This window comes from Paraburkholderia phenazinium (genome assembly GCF_900100735.1).
Lineage (GTDB): Bacteria > Pseudomonadota > Gammaproteobacteria > Burkholderiales > Burkholderiaceae > Paraburkholderia > Paraburkholderia phenazinia.
On sequence record NZ_FNCJ01000001.1, the window covers coordinates 497,244 to 513,296 of the forward strand.

Annotated in this window: 11 protein-coding genes and 2 riboswitches; of the genes, 3 read left to right on the forward strand and 8 right to left on the reverse strand. The window is 62.7% G+C overall.

Going from position 1 to position 16,053, the window contains the following annotated elements; translation table 11 throughout:
- Positions 1-54 precede the first annotated feature (54 nt).
- The gene (locus BLQ92_RS02250) at positions 55-1,203 is read left to right on the forward strand and encodes a branched-chain amino acid ABC transporter substrate-binding protein (protein ID WP_090681207.1); all 1,149 of its coding nucleotides are present in this window, start codon (positions 55-57) and stop codon (positions 1,201-1,203) included.
- A 546-nt stretch (positions 1,204-1,749) separates the two neighbouring features.
- Positions 1,750-2,070 (forward strand): hypothetical protein, encoded by a 321-nt coding sequence (locus tag BLQ92_RS02255; RefSeq protein ID WP_090681209.1) that lies wholly within the window; start codon positions 1,750-1,752, stop codon positions 2,068-2,070.
- Positions 2,071-2,199: 129 nt separating this feature from the next.
- On the opposite strand, the gene BLQ92_RS02260 is transcribed toward BLQ92_RS02255, so the two are convergent.
- The 8 genes from BLQ92_RS02260 to BLQ92_RS02295 form a co-directional block, all read right to left on the reverse strand.
- The gene (locus tag BLQ92_RS02260; RefSeq protein ID WP_090681212.1) at positions 2,200-3,903 is read right to left on the reverse strand and encodes a thiamine pyrophosphate-binding protein; all 1,704 of its coding nucleotides are present in this window, start codon (positions 3,901-3,903) and stop codon (positions 2,200-2,202) included.
- A 217-nt stretch (positions 3,904-4,120) separates the two neighbouring features.
- Positions 4,121-5,509, reverse strand: coding sequence for an L-serine ammonia-lyase (locus BLQ92_RS02265; protein ID WP_090681215.1), 1,389 nt, complete (start codon positions 5,507-5,509; stop codon positions 4,121-4,123).
- Between the two features lie 28 nt (positions 5,510-5,537).
- Positions 5,538-6,680: an alginate lyase family protein gene (locus tag BLQ92_RS02270; protein WP_090681218.1), complete on the reverse strand. Its 1,143-nt coding sequence runs from the start codon at positions 6,678-6,680 to the stop codon at positions 5,538-5,540.
- Positions 6,681-6,798: 118 nt separating this feature from the next.
- Entirely contained in the window at positions 6,799-9,729 is a 2,931-nt protein-coding gene (gene gcvP / locus BLQ92_RS02275; RefSeq protein WP_090681221.1) for an aminomethyl-transferring glycine dehydrogenase, read from the reverse strand.
- 62 nt (positions 9,730-9,791) lie between these two features.
- A complete protein-coding gene (gene gcvH, locus BLQ92_RS02280; protein WP_090681223.1) occupies positions 9,792-10,172 on the reverse strand; it encodes a glycine cleavage system protein GcvH in 381 nt (126 codons plus the stop codon).
- Between the two features lie 64 nt (positions 10,173-10,236).
- Positions 10,237-11,355 (reverse strand): glycine cleavage system aminomethyltransferase GcvT, encoded by a 1,119-nt coding sequence (gene gcvT / locus BLQ92_RS02285; protein ID WP_090681226.1) that lies wholly within the window; start codon positions 11,353-11,355, stop codon positions 10,237-10,239.
- Between the two features lie 85 nt (positions 11,356-11,440).
- Positions 11,441-11,602: riboswitch (glycine riboswitch) on the reverse strand.
- A gap of 48 nt (positions 11,603-11,650) precedes the next feature.
- A riboswitch (glycine riboswitch) is annotated at positions 11,651-11,753 on the reverse strand.
- A gap of 142 nt (positions 11,754-11,895) precedes the next feature.
- Positions 11,896-12,243, reverse strand: coding sequence for a hypothetical protein (locus BLQ92_RS02290; RefSeq protein ID WP_090681228.1), 348 nt, complete (start codon positions 12,241-12,243; stop codon positions 11,896-11,898).
- 344 nt (positions 12,244-12,587) lie between these two features.
- Entirely contained in the window at positions 12,588-13,640 is a 1,053-nt protein-coding gene (locus tag BLQ92_RS02295; RefSeq protein ID WP_090681231.1) for an oxidoreductase, read from the reverse strand.
- A 232-nt stretch (positions 13,641-13,872) separates the two neighbouring features.
- On the opposite strand from BLQ92_RS02295, the gene BLQ92_RS02300 reads away from it, so the two are divergent.
- The gene (locus BLQ92_RS02300; protein ID WP_090681234.1) at positions 13,873-15,957 is read left to right on the forward strand and encodes a UvrD-helicase domain-containing protein; all 2,085 of its coding nucleotides are present in this window, start codon (positions 13,873-13,875) and stop codon (positions 15,955-15,957) included.
- The last annotated feature ends 96 nt before the right edge of the window (positions 15,958-16,053 follow it).

A 16,053-nucleotide genomic window follows, 5' to 3' on the forward strand; every position in this document is an offset into this window, starting at 1 on the left:
GCGGTACGGCGACCCCGAAACCGCTCCATTCACACCTGGTACCAAGGAGAAGCTATGCAACACAAGATGAAACAGCTGGCAGGCGCGGCTCTCGTCGCAGCGATGTCACTGGCGGGGACGGCACACGCACAGCAGGTCGAAGACGTGAAGGTTGGCTTTGCCGGTCCGATGACGGGCGCACAGGCCCACTACGGCAAGGACTTCCAGAACGGCATCACGCTGGCTGTGGAAGAAATCAACGCCACCAAGCCGGTGATCGGCGGCAAGCCGGTGCGCTTCGTGTTGGACGCGGCCGACGACCAGGCTGACCCGCGCACCGGTACGACCGTCGCGCAGAAGCTGGTGGACGACGGCATCAAGGGCATGCTCGGCCACTTCAACTCGGGCACGACGATCCCGGCTTCGCGCATTTACGCGAACGCAGGCATCCCCGAAATCGCCATGGCGACGGCGCCTGAGTACACGCAACAAGGCTTCAAGACCACGTTCCGGATGATGACGTCCGACACGCAGCAAGGTTCGGTGGCCGGCACGTTCGCGGTGAAGAGCCTCGGCATGAAGAAGATCGCGATTGTTGATGACCGCACGGCTTATGGCCAAGGTCTGGCTGATCAGTTCGAGAAGGCAGCGAAGGCATCGGGCGCGACGATCGTTGATCGTGAGTTCACCAATGATAAGGCTGTTGACTTCAAGTCGATTCTGACCAAGCTGAAGTCGGTGAATCCGGATCTGATCTATTACGGTGGTGCGGATTCGCAAGCTGCTCCGATGGTTAAGCAGATGAAGACGCTGGGTATCAAGGCTCCGCTGATGGGTGGGGAGATGGTGCATACGCCGACGTTCCTGTCGTTGGCTGGTGATGCGGCTAATGGTACGGTTGCTTCGTTGGCTGGCTTGCCGCTTGATCAGATGCCTGGTGGCGCTGATTACGTTTCCAAGTATAAGAAGCGTTTCAATGAGGATGTGCAGACGTACTCGCCGTATGCCTATGACGGCGCTATGGCTATGTTCGATGCTATGAAGAAGGCTAATTCCACCGATCCGGCTAAGTACTTGCCGTTCCTGGCTAAGACGGATATGGCTGCTGTGACGACTACTCATCTTGAGTATGACACCAAGGGTGATCTCAAGAATGGTGGTATCACGCTGTATAAGGTTGTCGATGGGAAGTGGACGACTTTGCAAAGCGTGGGTGGGAAGTAAGGTTTTTTTTGCCTGACGGCGTTTGAGGTTGAGGCTGGTTAGTCGCTCCTTTAGCGTTGGCTGTCTGGCTTAGTGTTATTGCCCTGCGGGCCTCCTGGCTCGTGGGGCTTTTCTTTTTTTGTTTTGGCCTTTCCTTGAGTTGTTAGTGGTCTATTGGCGTTGCCTCTGTGCGGGGCGGCACTCACTTTCTTTGCCGCCGCAAAGAAAGTAAGCAAAGAAAGCGGGCTCACACCGCTAGTGCTTAGGTGTCCACATCTCTGGTGAAAGCGGAGTGGTCCGAAGACAAGACCTGCCCTCGCACCACCCACCTCAGTGACACAGCACTCATCCGCTCCAGCGTCGCGCTGCGCGCCCCGCCGTTGGGCATAACCTCTGGCCCGCCTCCCGCCCCGTCTCTCGTGCCTCGGGTTAGCCGTTTGGCTGACTCGTCGTTCGATAAAAACTCCTCAACAATTGTGATGTTGTACGAACGATAGCGATTGACAGTTCGTGCGCGGTGTGTCGTACAATTTGGAGGTGCTTTGGGCTGTATCAGTGAGCGGAGCCATGAACAAGAAACTGTCTGAAGAAGGCGAGAAAAGTAAGGCGATCTGCCAGAGCTGCAAGCAGATCGTGAGTACGACCTTTGCCCGCCGCGATGTGCCCTTTAGCGACGGCATTGGCGAGGTGAAAGACATCCTGGTTTCGGTTTGCGACCTGTGCGATCGGGTAGTCGCAATTCCGGCGCAGTCTACGCCGGCTATTCGGGAAGCGCGCCTGAAGGAAGTGAAGTCCATCGAAGCGCAACTGCCCGCCGCTTTTCCCGATATGCTTGACCTCGCAGCGCACACGATCGATAGCGCGAGTTCCACTGTCAGGCGGACGTGATCGAAGCGCGCAAACCCGCGCTGCTGACGGAACTCAGTTCCTTCGCTGTGATTTCCGCCTAGTGTGGCGGATCGTTCAGAGAGCGTTGGACGGTCCCGGCGAACAAGACCGTACCATCGCCCGCCATTTCTATTCGCCCCGCAACTTACGTCCCTGCTCCCGAATCTGCTCCAAGGTCGCGCCAGGTGTGCTCGCTTCCTGTGGCATGCGAATCTCGATTACCGCTGCGCGTTTTGCCGCCAGCGAACGCTCGAGCGCCGGCAGGAAATCCTCTGTGCGTTCCACCGTCTCACCATGCGCACCGAACGACCGCGCGAACGCTGCGAAGTCCGGATTGGTGAGACCCGTGCCATGCACGCGGTTCGGATAGTGCCGCTCCTGGTGCATGCGGATCGTGCCGAAGTGACTGTTGTTCACCACAATGAACAGCACATGCAGGTCGTATTGCATCGCCGTCGCCAGTTCCTGGGCGGACATCATGAAACAACCATCACCGGCCAGCGCCACCACCGCGCGCTCCGGATAGAGCGACTTCGCCGCAATCGCCGCCGGCACGCCGTAGCCCATCGCACCACTGGTCGGTGCGAGTTGCGAGCGGAAATGCCGGTACGAGAAATGTCGATGCAGCCACGTGGCGTAGTTACCCGCGCCGTTAGTCAAGATGGCATCCTCGGGCAAGCGCGCACGTAGTTGCTGGATCACTTCGCCCATCTGCACGTCGCCGGGAATTGCGCGCGGCTTGCGCCAATCGAGATATGCGCGATGAGCTTCTTCCGCGCTGCCGATCCACGTCGGTGTCCCGGCGGGCTTTAGCGTCGCCAACAGCGCCGCGAGTTCAGGCATCCCAGACACGATCGGCAGGTCCGCTGCATACACCCGGCCCAATTCCTCCGCGCCTTGATGCACATGAACCAGCGTCTGCTTGGTCTTCGGAATATCGAGCAGCGTGTAGCCGCCGGTCGTCGCTTCGCCTAAACGCGGCCCGAATGCGAGCAGCAGGTCCGCGTCGTTGATGCGCTTAGCCAGCGTTGGGTTGATGCCAAGGCCAACATCGCCAGCATAGTTCGGGTGTTCGTTATCGAGCGTGTCCTGAAAGCGGAACGCGAGGCCAATCGGCAACTGCCAGTTCTCGACGAAGCGCTGCAGATCAGCACACGCAGCAGGCGTCCAGCCGCTGCCGCCGGCTATCACCATGGGGCGCTGCGCGCCTTCGAGCAAGGTCCGAAGCTGATCGATCTGCGCCGCCGATGGCGACGCCGCCACGCGGTGATACGCGGGCGCGCCGGGCACCACCGCACATGCATCGCTCAGCACATCTTCCGGCAATGACAGCACAACCGGACCCGGTCGACCGGACGTGGCCGTATGGAACGCATGACTCAGATATTCGGGAATGCGCCGCGGGTCATCAATCTGTGCGACCCACTTCGCCATCTGGCCGAACATGCGTCGATAGTCGATTTCCTGGAAGGCTTCGCGGTCGAGGTGCTCGCGTGCGCATTGGCCGATCAGCAGAATCATCGGCGTCGAATCCTGGAACGCGGTGTGCACGCCGATCGAGGCATGCGTCGCTCCCGGTCCGCGCGTGACGAGCGCCACGCCAGGGCGGCCGGTCAGCTTGCCGATCGCTTCGGCCATGTTGGCCGCCGCGGCTTCGTGCCGGCAGACGATGGTCTGGATGCGTTCGGTCTCGTCGTGCAGCGAGTCCAGCACAGCAAGGAAACTCTCGCCGGGTACGCAGAAAACACGTTCGACACCGTGCGTCAGCAGGGCATCGACTACAAGGCGCGCACCAGTGGTGGTGGCGGAAGCGGGAACGTTCGAAAGCGGCATTGCGATGAAGCCTCCAGTCGGGTCGTCGGTCGGCTTGTCAGCCAGCAGAGGGCCGACAAGCTTCGACAGCTTACGCCGACTCGAAGGCCGGTGTCACTGGAAAGGCAATGCCGCAGCGCGGCAACGGCGCATCGCCGCAAGGGCGTATTCGCCTCGACTCAAATCGAGGATGAAAACCGCATGCCGCGCGGTTTAACCGCGCAGCCACGACACAACATCAACATTCGACGATATTCACCGCCAACCCGCCGCGCGAGGTTTCCTTGTACTTGGTCTTCATATCCGCGCCGGTTTCGCGCATGGTCTTGATGACGGAATCGAGCGACACATAGTGGCTACCGTCACCGCGCAGCGCCATCCGCGCAGCGTTGACCGCTTTCACCGATGCCATCGCGTTGCGCTCGATACACGGAATTTGCACCATGCCACCGACCGGATCGCAGGTCAGGCCAAGGTTATGTTCCATGCCGATTTCAGCGGCATTCTCGACCTGTTCCGGCGTGCCGCCCATCACCGCAGCGAGCGCGCCCGCCGCCATCGAGCAGGCCACGCCCACTTCACCCTGGCAGCCCACTTCCGCGCCCGAAATCGACGCGTTCAGCTTGTACAGAATGCCAATCGCCGCAGCAGTCATCAGAAAATCGATCACGCCCTGCTGGTTCGAACCCGGCATAAAGCGCGTGTAGTAATGCAGGACCGCCGGAATGATGCCGGCCGCGCCGTTGGTCGGCGCCGTGACTACCCGCCCACCGGCCGCGTTCTCTTCGTTGACGGCGATCGCGTACAGATTGATCCAGTCCACCATCGACAGCGGATCGCGCAACGCCAGCTCCGGATTGCCGGACAGCGATCGATACAACTGCGGTGCGCGCCGCTTCACCTGGAAGGGCCCTGGCAGGTTGCCGTCCGCATCCGGATTGCCAATGCCGCACCCGCGCGCCACACACGACTGCATCACGTCCCAGATCTTCAGCAGACCCGTGCGCGTCTCCTCTTCGGTGTGCCAGACGCGCTCGTTTTCCCACATCAGCTGCGCGATGCTCTTGCCGGTCGCCTTGCACAGCGCGAGCAGCTCGTTACCGCTGCGAAACGGGTGCGGTAACTGATCGACGGCGCTCAGCACCTTGGTATTCGGCGCGCCCGCCGTGACCACAAAGCCGCCGCCAACCGACAGGTACGTCGACTCGCGCAGCGTCTCACCTTGCGCATCGAACGCGCGCAGCTTCAGCCCGTTCGGATGCTCAGCAAGCGCCTGGCGATAAAACGAAATGTGATCCTTCTGCACGAACGGCACCGGATGCGTGCCGAGCAGCGCCAGGCTGCGCGAGGTGCGCACCGTTTCCAGACGCTGCGCGATCGTGTCCGGATCGACGGTATCCGGTGCGTCGCCCATCAGGCCGAGCATCACGCCGCGGTCGGTGCCGTGGCCCTTGCCGGTCGCGCCGAGCGAGCCGTACAGATCCACTTTCACAGAGGCCGTGGCGGCAAGCAATCCGTCGCGTTCGAGCCCCTGGACGAACATCAGCGCCGCGCGCATCGGCCCGACCGTATGCGAACTGGACGGCCCAATGCCGATTTTGAAAAGGTCGAACACACTGACTGCCATTACTGCTCCTGCAAATAAAAGTATCGGTTTAACGTGCCGGCAGCGGCAGGCACACGGCCAGCCACGCCGGCGGTGTCGGCGCTAGCCGCAGCGCGATCGGCGCATAGCGGCCGTCGAGCCGCGCCGCCAGGTGAAACAGTTCCGTCGCGTTCTTCGGATCCCACTCACCCGAATAGCCAGGCAAGCCGGCTTCGCGACGTTTTGCATCGAACGGTACGTCCGAATGCACAAATTCCTCATGCGTCTTCGTACCCAATGCGTACGGCGTCAGCCAGTCCAGTGCGGCAGCGAGCGTCGCGCCGTTGGTGGCCTTCTCCGGCATCCAGTTGCGGTTGTGGCGGCGTGCCGCCAGAGCCGCGGTCACCAGCGGCTGCAGATCGTAGGTCACGTAATGCAGCGCATCGCGTTCCTTGAAATCGATCGTCGAACCGTCCGGCTCGATGTTGTCGCCAATGTGCTCGACAAACAGCCGCTGCGCCGCGTTGATCATCTTGCGGTTGTCGAGCGTGAAGGCGGCCATCGCAATCAGTTTGACCCGGTGGCTCTGCCAGTTGTTGCGAAACGTGCCGGTCAGAGGGCGCGGTTGTGCGTCGATCTGCGCGATGTAACCGTTTCCAAGTTTCGTCAGAAACGCCATCGACGCGTTACGCGTTTTAACCGGCAACGCGCTCGCGGTCATGTCGTAGGCGAGGATCAGGCCTTCGAAACGGGTTTCGTCGATCGGGTTGAAGCTCGGCTCGTAGGTGGTCACCCATGCGTACAGCAGACGGTCGACCAGCTTCAGGTAGCGGTCGTCGCTGGTGGCGCGCCAGGCGAGTGCGGCGTCGCGCAGCAGATCGAGGTCTTTCTCCGCTTCGACGCTTTGATCGTAAATGCCTTCGTGCGGTAACGTGCCTTCGGTATGCAACTTCGCCACGGCGTGCGCGGGGTCGTTCAGATGCGCTTCCACATTGGCGACCAGTGCCTTGACGCCGGGGTCGGCATTCGTGCGTTCGCTGGTTTGCAGCGCTGGCGCTGCACAAAAATTCATCGCTGCGCGGGCGTGCCGCACCGGCAGCATGACGGCGCTGCACACCAGCAGCAGCGTCGCGAGCGGCGTGCCCGCGGCTTGCCAGGTCGGCATGCGCCTTGAATAGCTCCGGCTTTCCATCATTAGCACCTTTCGCACCATGCGAAACTCCTTCGTTGGGCTGATTCGGTGTGTGATGTTAGCCGTTCCCGGGCGCGAACGACAGGACCGCGCGCCGCCGTAAGGCGGTGCGCGGTTCAGGACAGCCGCTGCCGTGGCGTTACGCGTAATCCGCGATCGGCACGCAGGAGCAGAACAGATTGCGGTCGCCATACACGTTGTCTGCACGGCCGACAGGCGGCCAATACTTCTTCGCAATCAGCGACGGCAGCGGGTAGGCAGCGGTTTCACGCGCATACGCATGCTTCCAGTCGTCCGCAATCACCACGGCCGCAGTGTGCGGGGCGTGCTTGAGCGGATTGTCTTCGCGGTCCGAGCGGCCTTCCTCGACGGCGCGGATTTCCTCGCGGATCGCAATCATCGCTTCGATGAAGCGGTCGAGTTCTTCCTTCGATTCCGATTCGGTCGGCTCGACCATCAGCGTGCCCGGCACCGGGAAGCTCATGGTCGGTGCGTGGAAGCCGTAGTCGGCGAGGCGCTTGGCGACGTCGTCGACGGTGATGCCGCTGGTTTCCTTGATCGGACGCAGATCGAGAATGCACTCGTGCGCCACCAGTCCGCCCGGGCCCGAGTACAGCACCGGGTAGTGCGGCGCCAGCTTGTTGGCGACGTAGTTGGCGTTGAGGATCGCGGTTTCGGTGGCAGCGGTGAGGTTCTTCGCGCCCATCATCGCGATGTACATCCACGAGATCGGCAGGATCGAAGCGGAGCCGTAAGGTGCGGCGGAAACTGCGCCGATGCCGTCGGCCGTGCGCTCGTAGCCCGACGAAACCTGGTTCGGCAGGAATTTCGCGAGGTGCGCGCCGACTGCGACCGGACCGACGCCCGGGCCGCCACCGCCGTGCGGAATACAGAAGGTCTTGTGCAGGTTCAGGTGCGAGACGTCGCCGCCGAACTGACCCGGCGCGGTGAGGCCGACCATCGCGTTCATGTTCGCGCCGTCCACATACACCTGGCCGCCGTGCGCATGCACGATCTCGCAGATTTCGCGCACGTTCGCTTCGAACACGCCGTGCGTCGACGGGTACGTGATCATGATTGCGGCCAGCTTGTCCGCGTGTTGCGCAGCCTTCGCCTTCAGATCTTCGATATCGACGTTGCCTTGCGCATCACAGGCGACGACCACGACCTGCATGCCGGCCATCTGTGCAGATGCCGGGTTCGTGCCGTGCGCCGAAGCGGGGATCAGGCAGACGTTGCGATGACCTTCGCCGCGCGACGCGTGGTAAGCGTGGATGATCAACAGGCCTGCGTATTCGCCTTGCGAGCCGGCGTTCGGTTGCAGCGAGACGGCTGCGTAGCCGGTTGCCGCGACCAGCATCTGCTCGAGTTGATCGATCATTTCGCGGTAGCCGACGGTTTGCTCAGCCGGTGCGAACGGGTGAATCTGACCGAACTCGGGCCACGTGACCGGCAGCATTTCCGAGGTCGCGTTCAGCTTCATCGTGCAGGAGCCGAGCGGGATCATCGAGCGGTCGAGCGCCAGATCCTTATCCGAAAGGCTGCGCAGGTAGCGCAGCATTTCCGTTTCCGAATGGTGACGGTTGAACACGTGGTGCGTGAGGTACGCGCTGGTGCGTTCGAGCGTGGCCGGCACGGTGCTTTCCGCGGGCAATTCGGCGTCGAGTGCATCGATTTGCGGCACGTCTTCGACGAACGCCGCTTGCGCGAACGCTGCCAGCAGATCGGCCAGATCGCTGCGCTTGGTGGTTTCGTCGATCGAGATGCCGACGCGCGTGTCGCTCACGCGGCGCAGGTTGATGCGCTTCGCAGTGGCGGCGTCATGCAGCGCCTGGGTACGAGCGCCGGTTTCGAACGTCAGCGTGTCGAAGAAGGTTTCGTTGACGAGCGTATAGCCGAGCTTTTTCGCACCGGCTGCGAGCAGCGCGGCAATGCGGTTCACGCGCTGGGCGATCGTCTTCAGACCGTTCGGGCCGTGATAGACCGCGTACATGCTGGCCATGATAGCGAGCAGCGCTTGCGCGGTACACACGTTCGAAGTCGCCTTTTCGCGGCGGATGTGCTGTTCGCGGGTTTGCAGCGCGAGACGCAGGGCGGGCTTGCCTTGAGCGTCAACCGTGACGCCGACCAGACGGCCCGGCATTTGCCGCTTGAATTCGTCGCGCACGGCGAGGTAGGCAGCGTGCGGGCCGCCGAAGCCGACTGGCACGCCGAAACGCTGCGTGTTACCGACGGCCACGTCCGCGCCCCATTCGCCCGGGGGCGTGAGCATGGTCAGCGCAAGCAGATCGGCCGCGACGACCACATGGCCGCCTGCAGCGTGGATCGCTTCAGCCAGTGCGCGGTAGTCGCGCACATCGCCGTTCACGCCAGGGTATTGCAGCAGCACGCCGAAGGCATTCGAATTTACAGCGTCCGCAGCCGGACCAACCTTCACTTCGATACCGACCGGAGTTGCACGCGTCTTCACCACTTCGATGGTTTGCGGCAGCACGTCGTCGGCGACGTAGAAGATATTCGACTTCGGCTTGCCCACGCGTTGCAGCAGCGTCATCGCTTCGGCGGCGGCGGTGGCTTCGTCGAGCAGCGATGCGTTGGAGATGGCGAGGCCCGTCAGGTCGATGATCATCTGCTGGAAGTTCAACAGCGCTTCGAGACGGCCTTGCGAGATTTCCGGCTGATACGGCGTGTAAGCCGTGTACCACGCCGGGTTTTCGAGTACGTTGCGCAGGATCACCGTCGGGGTGTGCGCGTTGTAGTAGCCCTGCCCGATATACGAGCGGAACACCTGGTTCTTGTCCGCCAGTTCACGCAGCGCGGCGAGCGCTTCGGCTTCGCTCTTCGGTTGCGCGAAGGGGCCGAGCGGCAGCGTTTCGCTGCGGCGGATCGTCTTCGGAATCACGGCGTCGATCAGCGCGGCGCGCGAGGCGAAGCCGAGGGCTTCGAGCATCGCTTGCTGGTCGGCCGAATCCGGGCCGATGTGCCGTTCGGCGAAGGCATCATGCACTTCGAGCGCGGCGAGCGAGAGAGGAGTGCGGTTCATCAGACGATCCGGGTGTTCGAGCTTCATGGGGTGTTCCTGGCGGTGCGGCCGTCCGCGTTGATGGGACGCCGCACCTGACGGTTAAATATTTAGGCGCCGATGGACTTGCTGTACGCGTCGGCGTCGATCAGGCGGTCAAGCGACGCGCCCGCTGCCGGCTTGATCTTGAACAGCCAGCTGTCATACGGCGTCGTGTTGACGGCGTCCGGCGTGTCGGCCACGGCCGTGTTCGCTTCGATGATTTCGCCCGAAACCGGTGCGTAGATATCGGAAGCGGCTTTCACGGATTCGATGACCGCGACGGTGTCACCGGCGCTGACGGTCTTGCCCAGTTCCTGGACTTCGAAGAAGACGATGTCGCCGAGCGCTTCTTGCGCGTGGTCGGTGATGCCGACCGTCAGCGTGCCGTCTGCTTCGGTGCGGACCCATTCGTGCGATTCGGTGTATTTCAGATCGGCCGGGATGCTCATCGGATGCTCCTATGCGGTGTTCGGTATTGATTTAAAAGAGGGGGCGCGTACGCGACGGAACCGCTTAAGCAGCAAGCACCTTGCCGTTGCGCACGAACGGCAGTTTTACCACGCTTGCGGGAAGGGCTTTGTCGCGGATTTGCACGTGGACGATATCGCCGGGTTTGACGTCTTTCGGCACACGTGCGAAGGCGATGGATTCCTGCATGGTGGGCGAGAACGTGCCGCTGGTGATTTCGCCGTCGCCGTAGGGCGTGACGACCTTCTGATGGGCGCGCAGCACGCCGCCCGCCTTGCCGTTTTCCTTTTGCAGGATCAGGCCGACGAACGCGGAGCGGCAACCGTCCGCTTCGAGCTTCGCCTTGCCGACGAAGTCGCGCGGCGAGTTCAGATCCACCGTCCAGGCGAGGCCGGCGTCCAGCGGCGAGACATTGTCGTCCATGTCCTGGCCGTACAGGTTCATGCCGGCTTCGAGGCGCAGCGTGTCGCGCGCACCGAGACCGGCCGGGCGCACGCCCTGACGCACCAAGGCGTCCCAGAACTCGCAGACGAAAGTGGATGGCAGCACGATTTCGAAACCGTCTTCGCCGGTGTAGCCGGTGCGGGCAATCATCAATTCGCCGAACGGCGTGTTCTCTACGATCGCGGCGTTAAACGGCTTGAGGAGTTCGGTCGAGGTGCGGCTGGACGGCGCGACTTGCCAGACTTTTTCGCGGGCGTTCGGACCCTGCACGGCGACGATCGACAGATCGCGGCGCGGCGTGATGGTCAGGCCGTAGTTGCCTTCCGCGTTGAGCTTGGTGAACCAGGCGACGTCTTTCTCGGCGGTGCCGGCGTTGACGACGAGGCGGAAGTGCGTTTCGGTGAAGTAATAGACGATCAGATCGTCGATCACGCCGCCATTCGCGTTCAGCAGGCAGGAATAGAGCGCGCGGCCCGCCGTTTGCAGCTTGCCGACATTGTTGGCAAGCGCGTGTTCGAAGAAGGCGCGCACGCGCTCGCCAGTGAAATCGACCACGCACATGTGCGACACGTCGAACATGCCGGCGTCGGTGCGCACGGCGTGGTGTTCGTCGATCTGCGAGCCGTAATTGACGGGCATGTCCCAGCCGCCGAAATCGACCATGCGGGCTTTCAGCTCGCGATGGGTGGCATTGAGCGGGGTGTGTTTGAGTTCGGTCATCAGGGCCTCAGGCAATCTCGACGGATAACAAAAAGGCCATGCGGCTTGATCCCTCGCGGCAAGAATGCCTGCGAGCGATGCCATGCATGACCCCTCTGTCCTCGATACCTGAGAGATTGCGCTGCCGTGCGGGTTTGCAAGTCTTTGCAAGCCGTCACGGTGAAACGCGCGCCCCTTCGGTGGGCAGCCTGCCTGGTTCGATGATGTTCGATACCGGTGGCTACTGCCGCTCTCCAGAGTGCGAAAAACCGGTGCCTGATGAAAGCCCGGACGATGCCGGAATCAGACGGGTTCTTCGACGCGGTCGGTCCTTTTGCCTGAGAGTTTGCGGGTGTGCCCCTTCGGCGGCGCGGCCTGCGAAAAACATGGCGGCCAGCGCTCTCTCCCGACGCGTGCGGCGAATGTACGCGAGGGCTGGGGGCTTGTCAAATTGGGATGGGGAGGGGCGGCGGGGCGGTGCGCTGCGGGCGACGCCGCGCCAAAAAAAAGCGCGGGGAATGACCCCCGCGCTTTTGCGCTGACAGCAGATTGCTGAGAGGCTTACTCGCCGATTGCGTGAGCTGCGCCGTCGAGTTCCTGGTTCAGCACGCGCTGCTCGTCGCCGGACAGGCCGCCGCCATGCTGCGCTGCCATGTCGTGGGCCTCCTGACGGATCACGTCGAGGCGGTGATGCAGTGCGCCGCCTTGCGGGGGCGGGTAGTAGCCTTGATTGACGTGGTTGTCGATGCGGTGGCTCAGGTTGTCGATACGGCCATTAACCTGATTCAGGCGCTGAATCGCGACTTCGTGCGGGTTAGGTCCCGGCGGCGGCGCGGGCTGCGAAACCACACAAGCGGCCAGCGAAGAAACCAGCGCCAAACCAGCCAGCGCACGGATGAAACGTTGCATACCCACTCTCCTGTGTCGGCCGGACTTAGCGCTTTAGCGCTTAGTCCGGCCCCATGCAATGAAATTGCGGTCGGCCGGACTTAGCGCTTTAGCTGTCGACCAGAGTTGCGCTTTAGCGCGCTACTCTGGTCCCATGCAAAGCACTTAGTCCGGCCCCATGCAATGAAATTGCGGTTGTCGTCTGTTGTGATCGACGCTCAGGTCGATGCCGAGTAGCAACGGCTAGCCGCTGCCACACGATGACCTGAAATCGGCAATATATTGTAACGGAGCGTACCTTTCGGAACTGTTAGCAGCGGTTGCCGCCCTGTAAGGCGTGATTTGTGCTGACTTGGGCGGCAATCTCAGCGAATTCGTTCGAATGGCAGACGACGGCCTTCCGCCTCGCTGCGCGCCGCCAGTTCGATGATCGTCATGACGTCGACGGCGTCCTGCGGGCTGACCGGGAAACGCTCGCCGTCGAGGATGGTGGCCGCCAGCGCGCGATAGAACCCGACGTAGTCGCCGTCCTGGGTCGGCAGGGCGCGTTCGACCTCCTGACCGGCGGCATCGAGCACCCGCAGCAGCCCCGCTGCATTGCCGCCCGCAAAACCCGCGTCGCCGGGGCGCAGACCGGCTTTCAACTGATCTTCCTGGGTGTCCAGTTCACGCTTGACGTAGCTGCCGCGCGTACCGTCGATGGCGAAGCGCGGCGGCGCCAGCGCGGTGAGGGCGCTCGCGTGCAGCACCACTTCGAGATCCGTATAGCCGAGTTGCAGATGAACATAGTCGGGCGCACCGCCGCCGTCGCGATGGGTCTTGACGGTGGCCGACACGGTTTCCGGCGTGCCGAACAGCGCGAGCGCCTGGTCGATCAGATGCGGTCCGAGATCGAACAGCAGGCCGCCGCCGCGCGATGCTTCCTCGCGCCAGCGCGGCCGCACATCCGGGCGGAAGCGGTCGAAGTGCGACTCGTAGTGGGTGATGCGGCCCAGCTCGTCGCTCGCCAGCAGGTCGCGAACGGTGAGGAAATCGCCGTCCCAGCGGCGGTTGTGAAACGGCGCGAAGGTGAGGCTGCGCGCCAGCGCCAGATTGGCGAGCGTGAGCGCTTCCATGGCCGTCAGCGTGACCGGCTTGTCGACCACCACGTGCTTGCCGGCTTCGAGCGTGCGCTTGGCGAATTCGAAGTGGGTGTCGTTCGGCGTGGCGATCACCACACATTGGATATCTTCGAGCGCGAGCAGCGCGTCGAGGTCGGGCACGACGGCGGCGCGGGGATAGTCGGCGCGGGCCTGCTCGGCCTTGCTGGTCGCGATCGCGGCGACGGTGGCCCGGCCGCAGTGTTCGATGACCGGCGCGTGGAAGGTGGCGCCGGCGAAACCGTAACCCATCAATCCTGTTTTGAGCGGTGCAGACATGTGAGTTTCCTGCGAGAAGGCGCGCCGCTTTGCCACCGCGGCGGCGGCGCGCGGTCTGTAATTGTGGCACGCCTCGCCCGGGAGGGCCTGGGTGGTCCGCGGGCGGGTGTGTGTCACGGTCTTCGTCAGGTCTTCGTGTTAACATCGCTGCTCTCGCGCGAGACGGATTGGCCCGCAGGCCCATCGCAGCACCGCACCGCGCCCTCAACCGTTACACCCCCGCCCACACACGATGTCTGCAGGCCTGAATCCCGCTCAAAACGAAGCGGTGCGCTACCTTGATGGTCCTTGTCTTGTGCTCGCCGGCGCAGGCAGCGGCAAGACGCGCGTGATTACTCAGAAGATTGCGCACCTGATCGAAGTCAAAGGCTTCGAGCCGCGCCATATCGCGGCCGTCACCTTCACGAACAAGGCCGCGGCCGAAATGCGCGAGCGCGTCGGCAAGCTGCTCGAAGGCAAGACGTTGACGACGCCCGGCAAGGAAGGTCGCAAGGTGCCCGTCAATCAGTTGACGGTGTGTACGTTTCACTCGCTCGGCGTGCAGATTCTGCGCCAGGAGGCGGAGCACGTCGGCCTGAAGCCGCAGTTTTCGATCATGGATTCGGACGACTGCTTCGGCATGATTCAGGAGCAGGTCGGTTCCACGGACAAGGGCTTCATCCGCAAGATCCAGTCGATTATTTCGCTGTGGAAAAACGGCATGATCATGCCGGAAGAGGCCATGGCGATTGCGGCGAACGAGGACGAACATCAGGCGGCGATTGTCTACCGCAATTACGTGGCGACGCTGCACGCTTATCAGGCAGTGGATTTCGACGATCTAATCCGTGTGCCGGCCGAACTCTTTGCCAGGAACGAGCAGGTGCGCGAGCGCTGGCAGAACAAGCTGCGATATCTGCTGATCGACGAGTACCAGGACACGAATGCGTGCCAGTACGAACTCGTGAAGCTGCTGGCCGGGCCGCGCGCCGCATTCACGGCGGTGGGCGACGATGACCAGGCCATCTACGGCTGGCGCGGCGCGACGCTCGAGAACCTGGGTCAGCTCAGCAAGGACTTCCCGAAGCTGCATCTGATCAAGCTGGAGCAGAACTACCGGTCGACGGTGCGCATCCTGACCGCCGCCAACAACGTGATTGCCAACAACCCGAAGCTGTTCGAGAAGAAGCTGTGGTCCGAACACGGCATGGGCGACACGATTACCGTGACGGGCTGCAACGACGAAGAGCACGAAGCCGAATCCGTGGTGTTCCGGTTATCCGCGCATAAGTTCGAGCGGCGCGCGCAGTTTCGCGACTACGCGATCCTGTATCGCGGCAATTTCCAGGCGCGTATTTTCGAACAGGTGCTGCGGCGCGAGCGGATTCCGTACGTGCTGTCGGGCGGGCAGTCGTTCTTCGACAAGGCGGAGATCAAGGATATCTGCGCGTATCTGCGCCTGATCGCCAATGCCAACGACGATCCTGCGTTTATCCGCGCCATCACCACGCCGCGGCGCGGGGTGGGCAATACGACGCTCGAAGCGCTGGGTTCGTTCGCGGGCCAGGCGAAGGTGTCGCTGTTCGAGGCGGTGTATATGGGCGGGATCGAGGCGCGGCTGTCGGCGCGCCAGGTCGAGCCGCTGCGCACCTTCTGCGATTTCATGCAGCGCCTCACCGACCGCGCGGAAAAAGATCCGGCCACCGAGGTGCTCAACGACCTGATGGACGCGATCCACTACGAAGCCTACCTGTACGACGCATTCGACGAGCGCCAGGCGCAGTCGAAATGGCAGAACGTGCTGGAGTTTGTCGAGTGGTTGAAGCGTAAGGGCACCAAGCCCGAGCCTGCGGCGGGCAGCGAAGCTACCGGCTACGACAACGCCGACGGTCTCGCGGATACCGGCAAGAATCTGCTGGGCTTGATTCAGACGGTGGCGCTGATGTCGATGCTCGAAGGCAAGGAGGAAGATCCGGATGCTGTGCGGCTTTCCACCGTGCATGCGTCGAAGGGGCTCGAGTATCCGCACGTGTTTCTGGTGGGCGTCGAGGAAGGCATCATGCCGCACCGCGGCGGCTCGGACGACGCACCGATCGACGACACGCGCATCGAGGAAGAACGCCGCCTGATGTACGTGGCGATTACGCGGGCGCAGCGCAGCTTGCATCTGAACTGGTGCAAGAAGAGGAAGCGCGCGCGGGAGACGGTGGTGTGCGAGCCGTCGCGGTTTATTCCTGAAATGGGTCTGGATGAGGCGCCGCCACCGACCGCGGAAGAAGCGCCGATGTCGCCGAAGGACCGGCTGGCGAGTTTGAAGGCTTTGTTGCAGAAGCCTTAAGCAGGTTGGCAGCGGGGTGCATTGGGCAAGACCCCGCTCGCGGCAGGTTCATCGGCTCGCGAGGGCGTGCGCCGCGCTAGAGTGGCGCGGCCCGCT